18 protein-coding genes are annotated in these 16,304 nt (G+C 31.2%); 15 read left to right on the forward strand and 3 right to left on the reverse strand.

Annotated elements, in window-relative coordinates; translation table 11 throughout:
* The first annotated feature begins 191 nt into the window (after positions 1-191).
* Positions 192-848 (forward strand): hypothetical protein, encoded by a 657-nt coding sequence (locus FEF17_RS07375; protein WP_139001702.1) that lies wholly within the window; start codon positions 192-194, stop codon positions 846-848.
* A 69-nt stretch (positions 849-917) separates the two neighbouring features.
* On the opposite strand, the gene FEF17_RS07380 is transcribed toward FEF17_RS07375, so the two are convergent.
* Complete coding sequence (locus tag FEF17_RS07380; RefSeq protein WP_139001703.1) at positions 918-1,970, reverse strand: adenylate/guanylate cyclase domain-containing protein; 1,053 nt, start codon at positions 1,968-1,970, stop codon at positions 918-920.
* A complete protein-coding gene (locus tag FEF17_RS07385) occupies positions 1,970-2,605 on the reverse strand; it encodes a DUF3313 domain-containing protein (protein ID WP_139001704.1) in 636 nt (211 codons plus the stop codon). Before FEF17_RS07385 ends, FEF17_RS07380 begins: the two co-directional genes overlap by 1 nt.
* Before the next feature lie 164 nt (positions 2,606-2,769).
* Between FEF17_RS07385 and FEF17_RS07390 the strand changes: the two genes are divergently transcribed.
* The 5 genes from FEF17_RS07390 to FEF17_RS07410 all read left to right on the forward strand — a co-directional run bounded on the left by FEF17_RS07390 (position 2,770) and on the right by FEF17_RS07410 (position 7,304).
* Positions 2,770-3,363 (forward strand): hypothetical protein, encoded by a 594-nt coding sequence (locus FEF17_RS07390; RefSeq protein WP_139001705.1) that lies wholly within the window; start codon positions 2,770-2,772, stop codon positions 3,361-3,363.
* A gap of 152 nt (positions 3,364-3,515) precedes the next feature.
* The gene (locus FEF17_RS07395; RefSeq protein WP_139001706.1) at positions 3,516-4,541 is read left to right on the forward strand and encodes a sensor histidine kinase; all 1,026 of its coding nucleotides are present in this window, start codon (positions 3,516-3,518) and stop codon (positions 4,539-4,541) included.
* Between the two features lie 12 nt (positions 4,542-4,553).
* Positions 4,554-5,315 carry a LytR/AlgR family response regulator transcription factor gene (locus FEF17_RS07400; RefSeq protein WP_139001707.1) on the forward strand — a complete coding sequence of 254 codons (762 nt, stop codon included), beginning with the start codon at positions 4,554-4,556 and terminating at the stop codon, positions 5,313-5,315.
* Positions 5,316-5,385: 70 nt separating this feature from the next.
* Positions 5,386-6,015: a hypothetical protein gene (locus FEF17_RS07405; protein ID WP_139001708.1), complete on the forward strand. Its 630-nt coding sequence runs from the start codon at positions 5,386-5,388 to the stop codon at positions 6,013-6,015.
* A 47-nt stretch (positions 6,016-6,062) separates the two neighbouring features.
* A complete protein-coding gene (locus FEF17_RS07410; RefSeq protein ID WP_139001709.1) occupies positions 6,063-7,304 on the forward strand; it encodes a cation:proton antiporter in 1,242 nt (413 codons plus the stop codon).
* Between the two features lie 18 nt (positions 7,305-7,322).
* Here FEF17_RS07410 and FEF17_RS07415 read toward each other — a convergent pair whose 3' ends face one another.
* Complete coding sequence (locus FEF17_RS07415; RefSeq protein ID WP_139001710.1) at positions 7,323-8,117, reverse strand: hypothetical protein; 795 nt, start codon at positions 8,115-8,117, stop codon at positions 7,323-7,325.
* A gap of 68 nt (positions 8,118-8,185) precedes the next feature.
* Between FEF17_RS07415 and FEF17_RS07420 the strand changes: the two genes are divergently transcribed.
* From FEF17_RS07420 to FEF17_RS07460, 9 genes are all read left to right on the forward strand, one after another.
* Positions 8,186-8,872, forward strand: coding sequence for a glycerophosphodiester phosphodiesterase (locus FEF17_RS07420; protein ID WP_139001711.1), 687 nt, complete (start codon positions 8,186-8,188; stop codon positions 8,870-8,872).
* Complete coding sequence (locus tag FEF17_RS07425; protein WP_139001712.1) at positions 8,869-10,086, forward strand: BaiN/RdsA family NAD(P)/FAD-dependent oxidoreductase; 1,218 nt, start codon at positions 8,869-8,871, stop codon at positions 10,084-10,086. The genes FEF17_RS07420 and FEF17_RS07425 overlap by 4 nt, the downstream gene beginning before the upstream one ends.
* Before the next feature lies 1 nt (position 10,087).
* Positions 10,088-10,501, forward strand: coding sequence for a DUF4174 domain-containing protein (locus tag FEF17_RS07430; RefSeq protein WP_170180978.1), 414 nt, complete (start codon positions 10,088-10,090; stop codon positions 10,499-10,501).
* Entirely contained in the window at positions 10,494-11,027 is a 534-nt protein-coding gene (locus tag FEF17_RS07435) for a DUF1697 domain-containing protein (RefSeq protein WP_139001714.1), read from the forward strand. Before FEF17_RS07430 ends, FEF17_RS07435 begins: the two co-directional genes overlap by 8 nt.
* Before the next feature lie 7 nt (positions 11,028-11,034).
* Complete coding sequence (mvaD, locus tag FEF17_RS07440) at positions 11,035-12,114, forward strand: diphosphomevalonate decarboxylase (protein ID WP_139001715.1); 1,080 nt, start codon at positions 11,035-11,037, stop codon at positions 12,112-12,114.
* 69 nt (positions 12,115-12,183) lie between these two features.
* Complete coding sequence (locus FEF17_RS07445; RefSeq protein ID WP_139001716.1) at positions 12,184-13,113, forward strand: mevalonate kinase family protein; 930 nt, start codon at positions 12,184-12,186, stop codon at positions 13,111-13,113.
* Positions 13,114-13,174: 61 nt separating this feature from the next.
* Positions 13,175-14,077 carry a geranylgeranylglycerol-phosphate geranylgeranyltransferase gene (locus FEF17_RS07450; RefSeq protein ID WP_139001717.1) on the forward strand — a complete coding sequence of 301 codons (903 nt, stop codon included), beginning with the start codon at positions 13,175-13,177 and terminating at the stop codon, positions 14,075-14,077.
* A complete protein-coding gene (locus FEF17_RS07455) occupies positions 14,078-15,028 on the forward strand; it encodes a carbon-nitrogen hydrolase family protein (protein ID WP_139001718.1) in 951 nt (316 codons plus the stop codon).
* Between the two features lie 54 nt (positions 15,029-15,082).
* Positions 15,083-15,925 carry a pseudouridine synthase gene (locus tag FEF17_RS07460; RefSeq protein ID WP_139001719.1) on the forward strand — a complete coding sequence of 281 codons (843 nt, stop codon included), beginning with the start codon at positions 15,083-15,085 and terminating at the stop codon, positions 15,923-15,925.
* The last annotated feature ends 379 nt before the right edge of the window (positions 15,926-16,304 follow it).

The raw sequence follows: 16,304 nt of genomic DNA on the forward strand, positions 1-16,304 counted from the left end.
TGTACAAGAAATAAAAAAAATCTATAAAAATTATTCATTATGAAAAAAGCATTAAAAAAAATATTAGTTGTTGCTTCGAAAAATATTCAACACAATATTAATCAAAAGGACGAAGTAGTGTCAGTTAATGATTATGATGAAAACACAATCCTATTCATTTAAAATAAATTAAAATTAAAAACACAGAAATTATGAAAAAAGTAAGCAAAATTTTAGGAACCCTAATGTTAGTAACATTATCATTTAGTTGTTCAACTGTTAAAGTAACAGATTCTTGGAACGGATTAGAAACCCCAAACATTGAAAACAAAAATGTAATGGTCATAGGAAGAACAGAAGATGATGTAGCACGTGTACAGTTTGAGTCAGATATTGTTCAAAGCTTAGAGCAAAACCATGTTCAATCTTTAGAGAGCTTTAAATTATTTCCTCAGTTAAAAATGAATCAGAAACTGGAAGATATTGAGCTTAAAGAAGTTAAAAGGACATTAAAAAAAGAAGGTGTTGATGTGGTATTAATGACTTCATTAAAAGAAGTTCAAGAATACGAAAAGACAATTAATTCTGGTACTACAGATTATGTGTATACATATCCTGTAATTTATAGAAGAGGTTACTTCAGAGGATTCAGAGGATATTATAATAGTATATATATAAATTCTGGTTCTGTAGAATCTATAACATCATTAGGCAAAAAGTATATTCTAGAAACAGTTTTATACGATTTAACAAAAGGAGAAGAAGATCAGTTACTTTCGGTAATCACAACAGTAATAGATAATCCAGAATCCTTAGGAACTACTTCAAAAGATTTTTCAAAGAAGTTAGTAAAAGAGTTAGTTAAGTAGTTTTCATAGTAAATTTAGTTTGTGAACTGTCAAAGTTAGTTTTTAGCTTTGGCAGTTTTTTATGTTAAATTACTTTGAAACGGCAAATAGTAAAGTAGCATTTTTTCTACCCCTTAAAATGGTTTCTTGTAGTTTTTCAAAACTAAAAAAGGAACTATCCTTAACACGTTCAAAAAAATCTTCAGAAATAAGGAATTCCTTATTAAGCGTTTTGCATTGATTTTGAATTCTTGAGGCTATATTTATTGTATCACCATGATAAGCAATTTCACGTTTAAAACTACCAACTTCAGCTACAGTTATATTACCAATATGCATGCCTGCAGTAAATACAGGTTTAATATTATATTTAGTCAAATAGTAAACTTCATTAGATTGTAACCTTTCTCTAAATAAGAAAAAACTATTTAAACAGTCCTCAAGTATTTTATTGTTATTAGCCTTCCAAGTAAGTACAACTTCATCACCAACATATTGGTAAATATCTGCTCTGGTTTTTTCTAAAATAGACAAATCATAAAAACAATCTTGAATAAAATTACTGTATTTAATATGGCCTAAAGTTTCAGCAATCTCAGTTGAGGATTGTAAGTCTAAAAACATAAACGCCCTAAATTCTTCTTTTGGTGAATAAAATTGACCCGTAACAAGCTTAAATAATATGCCCTTACCAAATAATTTATTTAAATAAATTATTATTACAATAAGACTGTTAATTATTAGAGCATAGATAAAGTTAGAAATTATGATAGGGTTCTGTAAGAAATCACTAAACGAAAAATCAGGTATTAGTTTAGAATATTTTATGACTATAAAAGTTATAGCATAAAGACAAAGCATAATTATTAAGTGGATAGTAATAGCCTTGAAGAATAATAATTTAAATGAACTTTTTCGCTTTCGCGAATAATCTCTATAATGCTGTACACTACCAAAAGACAATCCGGCAATTATGGACACAAAAACAATAGATAAGAGGAAATTTACTATTGAAAAAGGAATATTAAGAGCATTTAAATAAGACGCAAAAAAATCAACTCTAATAAGACGCCATAGGAGTAAGGAAAGTATCCAGCCAACTATAAATGTTAATACATTTTTAATCCAGTTAGGATTAATCATTATTGTGCATTTTTAAAAAGGTCTATGCGTTTTTTAAGTAATTTTGCCCAATAAGTCATTACTCCTCTGGCATTACCAAATTTGCTAAAAGATTCTATATAACCCCTGTTTTTACGCCTGTTAGTAGCTTGGCCCAACAAGACTTTAGTTTTTGAGTCAATAACTTTCATTTCTAAAGACGCACCACCTTTCCCTCTGCCGGTCGCCGAATTTACTGCTACACTAACAGGAAAAATATTTGCAAATAGATTTCCAGGGATAATTTCGGTTATGGCAACTTGAATTTGCGCTACATCGTCTCCAGGTTCATCAACTATTGTATAATCTGAACTAAGCTCTTTTAATATTTCCCCTTTAAAAAATGTTGTTAATTCTTCAAGTTTATCAGGGCTAATTGTTGTGCCTTTAGCTTTATCTCCAAAAATAATAACAATGTCGTCAACCATAAACCTATTATACTTACCTTTTTCAAAATTCGGATTTATATAAGATAAAAGTGAAGCATTGATTTCGCTTTCTTCTAATAAATCATAATTATCTAAAAATCCTGATTGTCCAATTTTAGGACTGCAGCTATTTAATATAAGTAAGCAAATAAATAAAACAAATGGAGTTGCCGTCTTTAAATTTAGCATAAAAAAAGTCGTTTTGGTTTAAAGTAAATATAAAAAAATTTCACCTTTAATTAGAGACGTTTCGCTTTCAATTTAGGACACTTCACATAAAAAGAGACAAAATAGGATGGTATGGTGGCATACATTTGTACAAGAAATTAAAAACAACATAAAAAACAAAAATTATGAAAACAGTATTTGTAACCTTAGTAAGCGGCATATTTATAAGCCTATTAACATCGACCAGTATGTATAACGAAGTATCTCTTTTAGATGAAAACTATCAAGACAATCAAACATTATCAGCATATGATAATACTATTACTTTTGAAGAAGTATTTGGAACATTAGAACCAAATACTATTATTGAAATTGAGGATATAGACGTTTTAGAATTAGAAGAAGAAGTTGAATTAAGCTTTAATACAAAAGATTATTTGCCAAAAGATTTTAACCCTTATAAAGGCATGAGGAATGACAATGAATTAGATGCAGAAATGGATTTAGTTTTTGAAGATGTATTTGAAACCTTAGAATCAGGAACTATTATTAACATAGAGTCTTTAAAAGGTTATGAATTAGAAGAAGAAGTTGAGTTAAACTTCAATACAAAAGATTATTTGCCACAAGATTTTAACCCTTATAAAGGGATGGGAAATGACAAAGAATTAGAAGCAGAAATGGATATATTTTTTAAAGCAGTCTTTGGAGATATTGTAGAACATCCAATACTAGATGTTCAAGACATAGAAGTTTATGAAGTTGAAGAAGAAGTTTAAAAAGTAACCCAAAATTGATTAATAGCAATTAGTTTAATGAGACTGTCTTTTGGCTTAGACAGTCTCACTTTTTTGATACCATTAATCTTTAAATTAAGCAAACTTTGTATAAATTAGCTCAACACAACAAAATAATAAAAAGCATTTTCACTTTGGGTTTAAAAAAAGTTAAGCACTCTATAACAATAAGTATTGCTTTATTGGTTTCAGTATTAATAAACTTGCCAAGGCTTTTGTCTTTATATGATGTTTTAGGAGAACCCACAAAATCATTCGCTTCTGCCTCAGTAAAGGATATTATTGTTAGGTTTATATTTTTATCTATTTTTTCATGGGTAGTACTCCAATTTAATACCAACTGGAAATATTATCTGTATAACATATCAAAGGTTACAAAAATTATTATAACAGTATTATGTAACATCATTTGGTTTTTTGTAGCTACAGAAGCATTTCAATATGGATATGAAATCCTTACAAGTTCTGATATGAATAAATCAGAATCAGCCATCTTTTACTTTGTATATTTTGTGGTCTTGTTAATTCTTGTCTTTATTTCAGGGATTCTCAGATATCAAATCATTCACCAACAAGACCTTGTAGAAAAGGAACTTTTAAAACAACAGAGTTTGCAAAATGAGTTGATGGCCTTAAAAAATCAAATAAACCCTCATTTTTTGTTTAACTCACTTAATTCTTTAAACTCTTTAGTAAGAGGTAATAAACCAGCCACAACATTTGTAAACAACTTGTCTTTTATGTACCGGTATATTTTGCAAAGCGCAAGTCAGGATATGGTTACTTTGAGTGAAGAACTTAAGTTTTTAGATAGTTATATCTATTTAATAACAACAAGATATAGAAATCGATTTAGCATTGATATAGAAATAAAAGAAAGTATGATGCAGGAAAAAATTCCTGCATTAGCCTTACAATTATTAGTTGAAAATGCTGTAAAACACAACGAAATATCTCAAATTAATCCTTTAAACGTTAAAATTTATACTGAAATGCATAATATAATTGTAGAAAATGTTCTTAGACCAAGAACAACATTTGTAGAAAGTACAGGGCATGGTTTAGCAAATTTAGATAAGCGCTACGTAATGCTCAAAAAGAAACATATCGTACTAAGTAATAGTAACAATATATTTAAAGTTAAGCTTCCTTTAGATTAAAAATTATAAAAGATGAAAGTAGTCATAGTTGAAGACGAAATAGCTGCAAGTGAAAATTTATCGTATTTGATAAGCAATATAGATTCTGGTATAGAAGTGCTGACGGTGTTAGAGTCCGTTAAAGAGGCTGTTGCATATTTTTCCAACCCGCATGAAGCCCAACTGATATTTTTAGATATACATTTAGCAGATGGAATCTCGTTTGAAATTTTTGATCAGGTAACTTTAAATATTCCAATCATTTTTACAACGGCATACGATCAGTATGCTATTAAAGCATTTAAGGTAAATAGTATAGACTATTTGTTAAAACCAATAAATGAAGAAGAATTAAGCACAGCAATTAAAAAATTTAAAGAACAAATAAAAATAGAACAGCCTGTAAGTAGACAAATAGAAGGCATGTTGCAATTGTTGCAATCAAAAAGTAAATCATATAAAACAACTTATTTGGTGCATCAGCGAGATGAACTATTACCTGTTAAGACAGAAGATATCGCGTATTTTTATATAGAAACCAGCATTGTTAAAGCTGTTACATTTAACAATAAGTCATATATTATAGAAAAAAAATTAGAAGACATTGAGCTTGAATTAGATCCATCTTTTTTTCATCGCGTTAATCGGCAATTTATAATTAACAAAAACGCCATTGTAAATATTAAGTTTTATTTTAATGGAAAATTAATTATTAATATAAATCCACCATTTTCAGAGCGAATTGTAGCAAGCAAAGCCAAAGCTAAAGAGGTAAAAAACTGGGTAAACTCTTAAATAATATTACAATGAAAACAATAAAAACACTAATAAAAATTAATATCATAAAAAATTATTCTGATCAGACATGAAAAATTTAGTTTATCTCTTAATACCGTTGTTTTTTTTGAATTGTAGCCCTAAACTTAGTGTAGATTGGACTAAGCCAGATTACGCTAATAGGGCGTTTAATAAAATTGCCGTAGTTGGAATAAGCAAGGACTTAAAGGCAAGAACAGATTTTGAAAGTACTGCAACCGAGTTATTGAAAAAACAAGGTATAAATACAGTTGAAGGAATTTCTATTTTTCCTGCTAGTATGAAAATGAGTGAAAAGAATCAAGGTGAGTTATTGAATATTCTGAAAAAGAATAAAATTGATGGTATTATTGTTATGAGTTTAATTGATTCTGAAGAGTCTCAAAAGTTTCAGTCTGGACGATACCAGAATGTTGATTTAGGATACTACAGAGTCGGCAGATATTTAGTAAGGCGTTCCACAACAATTAAAGAACCTGATTATTATGTTACCTCAAAGTCCTATCTTATTGAAGCTATTTTATATGATTTAAAAGGAAATGTGGCAAATAATCAAGATAGATTGGTATGGCGAGGCCAGTCAAAATTAGTAGACCCATCTTCAAGTGCATCAGCAGCAAATTTATTTTCAAAACAATTGGTTGGCCATTTAATTAAGAATGAAATAATCAAGAAATAGAATTAGTTCTATCGAAATTTAAAAAATAAATAAAATCAAAATACTTTATGGATTTTTACCTCATAGCAACTGCATTAATTACACTATCAGCCATATTTGGTTATATAAATGTTCGGTTTTTAAAATTGCCAAATACCATTGGATTGATGCTGATAACTATTCTATATACTTTAGGTGTATTCGCATTAAGTTACTTTGATGATACCCTTCTAAAGGCTGAGGTAGCACTAATTAAGCAAATTGATTTTAAGGACTTACTACTTGATCATATGTTGAGTTTTCTGCTTTTTGCAGGAGCTTTGCATACTAACTTTCAGCAATTAAAAGTACAACGTTGGCCTATATTGCTTTTTGCAACCTTAGGAGTTTTAGTATCTACATTTTTAGTTGGTGGCATTATGTTTTATATACTTCAAATGCTAGGACTTGAGGTTAAATTTATTTATTGTTTGTTATTCGGTGCACTTATTTCACCAACAGATCCAATAGCGGTTTTGGGAATCTTAAAGAAAGCTAACGTACCCAAAAAATTAGAAACAAAAATAGTTGGAGAATCTTTGTTTAACGATGGTGTTGGTGTAGTTGTGTTTTTAACTATTTATCAAATTGCGACATCAGAAAGTGGTGATTTTGATTTCTTAGCAGTGGCTGAATTATTTGGAATTGAAGTAATAGGAGGGATTGTTTTTGGATTATTATTAGGTTGGATTACCTATAGATTACTGAGGTCTATAGATGATTTTGATATTGAAGTAATTATTACATTATCTGCGGTTATGGGTGGAACCATAATAGCTCAGAAACTACATTTATCTGCACCATTGGCCATAGTAGCCGCTGGATTAGTCGTTGGGAACGATACGTTAAGAAACAACTCTATGTCTGAGACCACCGAGCTTTATGTAGATAAGTTTTGGGAGCTTATTGACATTTTATTAAACGCAGTGTTATTTGTTTTAATAGGAATGGAAATGTTAGTCTTAGCATTTGAGGGAAAATATTTTTTAGCAGGCTTACTCGCCATACCAGTTATTTTAGTTTGTCGTTTTATATCATTGTGGTTTCCAATTAAGTTGTTTAAAGAGAAACTAGATTTTGTGCCGAATACAAATTTAATAATGACATGGGGAGGCTTAAGAGGCGGTATTTCTATCGCATTGGCTTTGGGTTTGTCCTCAGAAATGCACAGAGAATTATTTTTGGTGGTTACTTATATAGTTGTTGTATTTTCAATACTAGCTCAGGGACTTACTATAGGTGGCTTGGTTAAAAAGCTTAAAAAGGACTAGTGCTTATATTAAAATTAATTAGTTGAAACTGAACTCATATAAATTACCGCCCCCACTTTTGCTTTTTTCATCAGTTATATAAACAGAATAAGCATCTTTAAAGCAAATACCTTCTTTTTGGGAGTTATGCTCAAATTTTAGTTCTTGAATATCACCTTCAAAGAAATTGTCACCATTAAAACTATTAATCTTCCAAAGCTTATTATGATTTAATAGGACTATGGTTTTACCATTATCACTAATATCGGCAGAGGTGATTCTATGATTTTTTCCTTCTAAATTAAACTTCTTTAATAGTTTGGCAGTATGCAAACCAACTTTGTTAGGGACTTTAAACAGCATACTCGATTTGTTCTCTTTACTAAACAAATAAAAATTTCCGTTCCATATAAAGAATGCCTCAAAATCTTTTGGTTTAACTTTTTTTGGTAGAATAAAATTAATGCGTTCTGCATTCGCTTGATCACGTCTCAAATCAGAAATTTTATAAATGGTATAGTCGTCTCTATTTTTACTGTTATTACCAAAATCGCCAATGTAAAGATTGCCCTCTTTATCAGAGGTTAAATCCTCCCAATCAATATTGCTCGAATTACTAATATCAATATCTTTAATAATATTACCTTTAAGATCTAATCCATAAATATTGTTCTTATTTCCGGAGTCTTCAATAGTCCAAAGTAAATTTGAGTTAGTTACTTTTTCTATGGCAGAAGTTTCTTTAAGGCTACTTGGTAAATCTGCAATCACAGTTAGTTTTCCACTGCTACAGTTAAAGAAAACTACTAAAAGTAAAATCAGAAATTTATTCATTTTTAGGTAATCAGAATTTATAGGGTTAAATTTACACAGATAATATTTAGCGTAATATAAATTTATTTATGAATTCATCTGTTTTAAAAATTGGACATCGCGGGGTAAAAGGTCATGTTGCCGAAAACACTTTGCCATCTATTCAACGCGCCTTAAAGCTTGGTGTAGATGGTGTTGAAATTGATGTGCATCGTTGTGCCTCTGGAGAGCTAGTAGTATTCCACGATTTCACTTTAGACAGAATGACTAATGGTACTGGTGAAATTTCTAAATTTACTTATAGAGAGTTAAAAAAACTAAAGACTAAAGGGAATTTCGAAATTCCTACTTTGGCACAAGTGCTAACCTTAATTGATAATAAATGCTTGTTGAATGTAGAGTTGAAGGGGCACGATACTGCTAAAGAGGCTGCAAGAATTATCAAATTTTATGTGGATAAAAAAGGTTGGGAGTATAAAAATTTTATAATCTCGAGCTTTCATGAAGAATTATTAGAATCAGTCTATGAAATTAATAAAGATATTCCACTAGGAGTATTAACGGAGAATAATCTAGATAGAGCTGTTAGTTTTGCTAAAACTATTAATGCTGTTTCAATACATGTGAATTATACAATGCTCACCGAAGAAATCGTAGAAGAATTAAAACAGAATTATAAGGTATTTGCTTTTACCGTTAATAACTTAAATCCACTTGCTAGAATACAATCTTACGGTGTCGATGCTATTATTTCAGATTACCCAGACCGTATATGATGAAAAGAGACGTGATAATTGTTGGTGGAGGAGCAGCTGGCTTTTTTGCCGCGATTAATCTTGCAGAGCGAAGTCCAAATTTAAATATTACTATTCTTGAACGAGGAAAAGAAGGTTTAACTAAGGTTAAAGTGTCTGGCGGGGGTCGTTGCAACGTTGCACATGCCGAATTTATTCCTCAAGCATTAACTTTGAATTATCCTCGCGGTGAAAAGGAATTATTAGGACCTTTTCATCAGTTTATGACAAGTGATACTATCGAATGGTTTGAAAAACGAGGTGTTGCTTTGAAAATTGAAGATGATGGTCGTATGTTTCCCGTGAGTAACTCATCACAAACTATTATTGATTGTTTTTTAAATGAGGCGGAGAAGTATGGTGTTGAAGTTTTGTACAATCATTCAGTGAAAACTATCAATAAAATAGAAAGCATTTTTAAAATAGAAACCACACAAAGTGTGTTTTCGGCAGATAAAGTTTTAATAAGCACTGGCAGTAATCCTAAAATTTGGAGTTTACTTAAAGACCTAGGACATACTATTATTCAGCCTGTACCTTCACTATTTACTTTTAACATTAAAGATGACCGTATTAAAGATATTCCTGGTGTTGTGGCCAAAGATGTTGAAGTACAGGTTTTAGGCACAAATTTATGGAGTGAAGGACCTCTACTAATAACCCATTGGGGCATGAGTGCGCCTTCTATTTTGAAATTGTCGGCCTTCGGAGCTTTAAAATTGGCGAAACTTGATTACAAATTTCAAATAGAAGTCAATTTTATAAAACATTCTTTCGAGAATTGTTTAGAGGCTTTAAAAATGATAAAACAAGATTTAGCTAAGAAATCTGTATTTAAATCAACGCAGTTTGATATTCCAAAACGGTTATGGCATAAACTAGTTTTAGCATCTCAAATGGATGAAGACACCCGATGGGCAGATGTGAATAAATTAAAATTAGAAAATTTAGCAAGCCAACTTACGAAGGCAGTTTTTAATGTTGATGGAAAAAGTACCTTTAAAGAAGAATTTGTTACTGCTGGAGGTGTTAATTTAAAGGAAGTTAATTTTAAAACTTTTGAAAGTAAAAAAGTTGAAAAACTTTATTTTGCAGGAGAAGTACTAAATATTGATGCCGTAACGGGCGGTTTTAACTTTCAGAATGCTTGGACAGGAGCTTATATTGCAGCAAATGCCATTGCAAAACCCGAGTGATATGAAATATTTGATAATAGTTTGCCTTATTTCTAATGTAATGTGGTCTCAGAAATTAGATTCGCACCTATGGAATGATCGGGTGATTATAATTTCAGCAGATGAAACCAATTCAAAACTTGCTGAATCTCAGTTTAATGTATTACAAGCAGAAAGAGATAAACTAAAAGATAGAAAAATTGTAATTTATAAGTGTATCAGGGATAACTGTATTTTTTATAATGGCAAAGAAGATTCAAAAACTATAAAAATAAATGCATCAATAAAAGGTTTTGAAACAATTTTAATAGGATTAGATGGTGGGCAGAAATTTAAATCAAAGAAATTAGAAAAACCAAGTACATTTTTTAATTTGATAGAAACAATGCCAATGAGACAAGAAGAACTTAAAAATCAGAAAAAGAGAAATGACTAAGTATATTACTCTACTTAGAGGAATAAACGTAAGTGGACAAAAGAAAATCCCGATGGCGGAGCTTCGAGAAATACTTGACAAAATTGGCTTGGAAAATGTGCAAACCTATATCCAAAGTGGTAATTTAATATTTAACTCTTCAGAGACCGATAATAAGAGTATGGAGTTAGTAATCCATGAAGCGATTAAGTCTCATTTTGGGTTTGAAGTCCCTGTTTTAGTTCTTAAATCACAGGAATTAAAGCAAATATTTGATGATTGTCCATTTTCTTCAGAGAAGAAAGAGAATAGTTATTTTATGATGTTGTATACATCGGCCAATAAGAATTTAGTTCATGAAATATCAAAATTATCATACCCCAATGAAGAGTTTTATATTACTGATAGTTGCGTATATTTCTATTGTTCCTTAGGTTATGGGAAAGCGAAAATGAATAACAACTTTTTTGAACGAAAATTAAAAGTAACCGCAACAGCTAGAAATTATAAAACAATGGTAAAGTTATTATCTTTGTCGGCAGAATAAACACTATATGACAGAGAAAGATTTTATTCCCAAATCATATTCAAATTCTATTGATGAAGGAAGTTTTACATGGTCTTCTCCAAGCAATATTGCCTTGGTTAAATATTGGGGAAAAAAGGAGCATCAAATACCTGAAAACCCATCCATTAGTTTTACATTAGATAATTGTAAAACAACGACTACGCTTAGTTTTTTAAAGAAAGTGAACAGAGGTGATTTTTCCTTTGATGTGCTTTTAGATGGAGAACAAAAGGACGATTTTAAACCAAAAATTGAAACATTTTTCAAAAGAGTTGAAGCCTATTTGCCATTTTTGAAAGACTATCATTTTAAAATTGAAACCTCAAATACGTTTCCACATAGTTCGGGGATTGCATCTTCAGCATCTGGAATGAGTGCCTTGGCTTTATGTTTAATGAGTATTGAAAAGGAGTTAGATTCTGAGATTTCCAAAGATGATTTTATTAAAAAGGCTTCATTTTTGGCAAGATTGGGTTCAGGAAGTGCGTGCCGAAGTTTAGAAGGTGATTTGGTAATATGGGGGAGTCACAACGATATTAAAGGAAGCTCAGATTTATTCGGTTTAAAATATCCTTATAAAGTGCATGAAAACTTTAGGGACTATCAAGACACCATTTTGCTAGTGGATAAAGGTGAAAAGCAAGTTTCAAGTACGGTTGGGCATAATTTAATGTATAACCACCCTTTTGCACAAGAACGTTTTAAACAAGCCAATGAAAATCTTAGTGATTTGGTTTCAATATTAAAAAATGGAGACTTAAACAAGTTTGTTGCTTTAGTAGAAAGTGAAGCATTGACTTTACATGCGATGATGATGACTAGCATGCCGTATTTTATTTTAATGAAACCAAATACTCTGGAAATAATCAATAAGATTTGGAATTTTAGAAAAGATACAGGCTCAAGAGTTTGTTTTACTTTAGATGCTGGAGCCAATGTTCATGTACTTTATCCCGAAAATGAGACTGCAGATGTAATGGAATTCATTAAAAACGAATTAGTTGCATATTGTCAAAATGGACAGTATATTTGTGACCAAATTGGTTTGGGAGCGAAAAAAATGTGATAAACAATTTATTTTGTTTAAAAAAATATTATATTTGTTAAACAATATTTCTCAAGCGATACACGTTTCATGAAAGGACCTCTTTTTTATTCAAAAATTCTACTCTTTGGTGAGTATGGAATCATTAAAGATTCAAAAGGTCTTTCCATTCCCTACAATTATTATAATGGTGCTTTAAAGACAGAAGAGAATTTGTCTGAGCTTTCGAGAAAATCAAACCAAAGTTTAAAACGTTTTGCAGAGTATTTAGAAGGTATTGATGAAAGTTTAGTGCGTTTCGATATTCAATTACTTAAGTCCCATATTGAAGGCGGAATGTATTTTGATTCTTCCATCCCTCAAGGCTATGGTGTTGGAAGTAGTGGAGCTTTAGTTGCAGCGATTTACGATAAGTATGCTAAAGATAAAATTACGGTTTTAGAAAATCTTACACGAGAAAAATTGCTTAAACTAAAAGCGATTTTTTCGGAAATGGAATCATTTTTTCATGGAAAATCGTCAGGCTTAGATCCATTGAATAGTTATTTAAGCATTCCTATTCTTATAAATTCTAAGGATAATATTGAAGCGACAGGAATTCCTTCTCAGAACGTTGAAGGGAAGAATGCAGTCTTTTTATTGGATAGTGGGATTATTGGGGAAACAGCACCTATGGTTAGAATCTTTATGGAAAACATGAAACAAGAAGGTTTCAGAAATATGCTAAAAGATCAATTTATAAAGCATACTGATGCTTGTGTTGAAGACTTCTTAAAAGGAAATATCAAGTCCTTATTTAAAAACACCAAGCAACTTTCCAAAATTGTATTAAACAACTTCAAACCAATGATTCCAATCCAGTTTCATGAGCTTTGGAAAAAAGGAATCGAGAGTAACGAGTTCTATCTTAAACTTTGTGGTTCTGGAGGAGGAGGCTATATCTTAGGTTTTACTGAAGATATTGAAAAAGCAAAAAAGACACTTTCAGACTATAAGCTAGAAGTCGTTTATAACTTCTAAATTTCAGTTATCTTTACTGTCATCCTGAACTTGTTTCAGAAACTCATCAATTTGTTATTAGATGCTTTCCAGAAGACATAAACTCATATTGCTTAAGTTTTTTAGTATGTTGTCTGTGGTGCGTGGTTACAATATTTTGATTATTGTAATTGCACAATATTTAACCTCTATCTATATTTTAGCTTACAATAAACCACTAAGTCAAGTATTATTCGATGTTAATCTATTTATGTTGGTATTGGCCTCTGCCGCTGCCATTGCAGGCGGATATATTATTAATAATTTTTACGATTCTGAAAAGGATTTAATAAACAGGCCCATAAAATCTCGATTAGATAGGTTGGTGAGTCAAAATACCAAATTGTCGTTCTACTTCGTTCTTAATTTTGCAGCCGTAATCATGGCGAGTTATGTATCCTTTAGAGCTGTAATTTTCTTTTCGGTATATATTTTCGGAATATGGTTTTATTCGCACAAACTAAAGCGCTTACCATTTATTGGTAACCTCGTTTCAGCCATTTTAACCATTACACCCTTTTTTGCAATTTTCATGTATTACAAGAATTTTGAACAGGTCATTTTTGTGCATGCCGTATTCCTGTTTTTAATGATTTCAATGCGAGAACTGACCAAAGATTTAGAAAACATAAAAGGAGACTTCGTACAAGGCTACAAAACTATTCCCGTTGTTTATGGAGAAAAGTATTCAAAATTAATGCTAACTGTTTTAGCAATTACAACTTTAATACCTGCATATTTATTGTTATTTTATTTTGAAGTAGGTTATATGTTCTTATTCTTTTACATGAGCTTAATTCTATTAATAATGTTTTTGATATTATTATGGAAATCTACGACTAAAGTGCAATATCTAATATTACACAATATCCTTAAATTTATAATCCTTGCTGGGGTGTTTAGTATTTTATTAATTGATGTAAGTGTGATTTTAAACCGAATTTGAATGGAGAATTTATTAAAAGTGGCGCTGGCTCAAATTTCACCTGTTTGGTTGAATAAAGTCGAAACTTTAAAGAAAGTAGAGCAATCAATTATTGATGCGTCTCAGGAAAGCTGTGAACTCATCGTCTTTGGTGAGGGGTTAGTTCCAGGATATCCATTTTGGTTAGCGCTTACAGGAGGAGCAGAGTGGAATAAAACTGTGAATAAAGAATTGCATGCACTCTACGTTAAAAACGCTGTAACCATTAAAAATGGAGATTTAGATAGCATTTGTAAACTAGCCAAAAAAAATAATATTGCCGTTTATTTAGGGGTTATTGAGAGACCTTTAGATCGTGGTGGTCACAGTATTTATGCATCTTTAGTTTATATAAATGAGAATGGAGAAATTAAATCGGTACATAGAAAATTACAACCAACCTATGATGAGCGGTTAACTTGGTCACCAGGAGATGGAAACGGATTGCAAGTTCATCCGCTGAAAGCATTTACGGTTGGTGGCCTAAATTGTTGGGAAAATTGGATGCCTTTACCAAGAGCTGCACTTTATGGTTTGGGAGAAAATTTACATATTGCAGTTTGGCCGGGGAGCAACCATAATACTAAAGATATTACACGTTTTATTGCAAGAGAATCGCGTTCTTTTGTGATTTCGGTAAGTAGTTTAATGGCCACCAGTGATTTTCCAGAAGATACACCTCACCTAGATACAATACTTAAAAATGCTCCAGATATTTTAGCTAATGGAGGCAGCTGCATCGCAGGACCAGATGGGGAATGGATTGTTGAACCCGCGCTGCATAAATCAGGGTTAATTATTGAGATTATAGATTTTAATCGTGTTTATGAAGAACGTCAGAATTTTGATCCAGTAGGACACTATTCAAGGCCCGATGTAACTCAATTGAATGTGAATAGAGAGCGACAGTCAACGGTAAAGTTTAATAAATAGATAAATCGTTAATCCTAAAATTAATACATATATCTTTGCACAAAATTATAAGTGATGAATAGACAACAAGGGGGCAAAGGCAAAGGAAAGCCATCGGGACGTGGAAACGGAAACAAACGTTTTACGAGCTATGCAAGAGGAAATGCGCCAATTAAAAAATCAAACCCACAGGGGAAAAGTTCTGGAAATTCAGATGAAATACGATTGAACAAATATGTAGCCAATTCTGGGATGTGTTCAAGACGCGAAGCCGATGTGCATATAGCAACGGGTCTGGTTTCTGTAAATGGTAAAGTTATTACAGAAATGGGGTATAAAGTAAAAGTTGGAGATGAAGTACGCTATGATGGTGTTCGAATTAACCCTGAAAAAAAGGCATACGTTTTACTAAATAAACCTAAGGGTTTTGCAACAACTACAAGTGAAGGAAAAGGAAGAACGGTTATGGATTTAGTTGCTAATGCTACTAACTCTAGAATTAAGCCTATTGGTCGATTAGGACGAAACTCAAAAGGGCTATTGTTATTTACCAATGATGATGCAGTTGCAAACAAATTCACGAATTCTAAAAATGGCGTAGCGCGTTTATTTCATATAGAGTTAGATAAAAATTTAAAACTAGAAGATCTTAAAAAAATTCAAAACGGATTTAAAGTAGAGGGAAAGCTTATTGAAGTTGAAGAGATAAGTTATATTGATGGTGCCAGTAAAAAAGAAATAGGTTTAAAGATTAAGAATACCGGTAACACGATTATACGAACTATTTTTGAGCATTTTAAATATGATATTTTAAGTTTAGATTGTGTGGCTATTGGTCATTTAACTAAAAAGGATATCCCTCGTGGTCATTGGAAACACTTAACAGAGCAAGAACTGAGTACTTTGATGATGCTTTAATCCATTTCCAGTCCCAAGATTGAAATGCTTAACACTTTCCTTTGGGTTATTTTGCATGCAGTTTTTACTTTTGCGCTCATCAAGCAATATTTTTAGCATTAAAAAATCAAAAAAGGTTTAACGTATTAAAAAATAAATTACTTTTGTTTACCTTTTTTGAGTAAGAACTTTAGCCTCAAAAAAGTAGCTGAACAAATTGAAACCTGTTTCTATGTTCGGGCTTTTGAAAATTAGGAAGTCATATTCAAAAGCAGCTTACAGATTAAGCAACCGAATTTTAAAGCTAACTTCCGTGTCTCCAATATATGCTTTACAGCATGAATATGCTTTTGTGCCTACAACTTGTGAAACTTTTCGTATTTGATATTTAATTGTTATT

This window comes from Hyunsoonleella aestuarii, from assembly GCF_006148925.1.
GTDB classification, from domain to species: Bacteria; Bacteroidota; Bacteroidia; order Flavobacteriales; family Flavobacteriaceae; genus Algibacter_D; species Algibacter_D aestuarii.

What these genes read in the sequence shown, in the direction of transcription:
- mvaD (WP_139001715.1), top strand. Translation starts at nt 11,035, where the DNA reads ATGACAGAGAAAGATTTTATTCCCAAATCATATTCAAATTCTATTGAT.
- FEF17_RS07425 (WP_139001712.1), top strand. Translation starts at nt 8,869, where the DNA reads ATGATGAAAAGAGACGTGATAATTGTTGGTGGAGGAGCAGCTGGCTTT.
- FEF17_RS07445 (WP_139001716.1), top strand. Translation starts at nt 12,184, where the DNA reads ATGAAAGGACCTCTTTTTTATTCAAAAATTCTACTCTTTGGTGAGTAT.
- FEF17_RS07450 (WP_139001717.1), top strand. Translation starts at nt 13,175, where the DNA reads ATGCTTTCCAGAAGACATAAACTCATATTGCTTAAGTTTTTTAGTATG.
- FEF17_RS07460 (WP_139001719.1), top strand. Translation starts at nt 15,083, where the DNA reads ATGAATAGACAACAAGGGGGCAAAGGCAAAGGAAAGCCATCGGGACGT.
- FEF17_RS07390 (WP_139001705.1), top strand. Translation starts at nt 2,770, where the DNA reads ATGAAAACAGTATTTGTAACCTTAGTAAGCGGCATATTTATAAGCCTA.
- FEF17_RS07430 (WP_170180978.1), top strand. Translation starts at nt 10,088, where the DNA reads ATGAAATATTTGATAATAGTTTGCCTTATTTCTAATGTAATGTGGTCT.
- FEF17_RS07400 (WP_139001707.1), top strand. Translation starts at nt 4,554, where the DNA reads ATGAAAGTAGTCATAGTTGAAGACGAAATAGCTGCAAGTGAAAATTTA.
- FEF17_RS07405 (WP_139001708.1), top strand. Translation starts at nt 5,386, where the DNA reads ATGAAAAATTTAGTTTATCTCTTAATACCGTTGTTTTTTTTGAATTGT.
- FEF17_RS07375 (WP_139001702.1), top strand. Translation starts at nt 192, where the DNA reads ATGAAAAAAGTAAGCAAAATTTTAGGAACCCTAATGTTAGTAACATTA.
- FEF17_RS07415 (WP_139001710.1), bottom strand. Translation starts at nt 8,117, where the DNA reads ATGAATAAATTTCTGATTTTACTTTTAGTAGTTTTCTTTAACTGTAGC.
- FEF17_RS07455 (WP_139001718.1), top strand. Translation starts at nt 14,078, where the DNA reads ATGGAGAATTTATTAAAAGTGGCGCTGGCTCAAATTTCACCTGTTTGG.
- FEF17_RS07410 (WP_139001709.1), top strand. Translation starts at nt 6,063, where the DNA reads ATGGATTTTTACCTCATAGCAACTGCATTAATTACACTATCAGCCATA.
- FEF17_RS07380 (WP_139001703.1), bottom strand. Translation starts at nt 1,970, where the DNA reads ATGATTAATCCTAACTGGATTAAAAATGTATTAACATTTATAGTTGGC.
- FEF17_RS07435 (WP_139001714.1), top strand. Translation starts at nt 10,494, where the DNA reads ATGACTAAGTATATTACTCTACTTAGAGGAATAAACGTAAGTGGACAA.
- FEF17_RS07385 (WP_139001704.1), bottom strand. Translation starts at nt 2,605, where the DNA reads ATGCTAAATTTAAAGACGGCAACTCCATTTGTTTTATTTATTTGCTTA.
- FEF17_RS07420 (WP_139001711.1), top strand. Translation starts at nt 8,186, where the DNA reads ATGAATTCATCTGTTTTAAAAATTGGACATCGCGGGGTAAAAGGTCAT.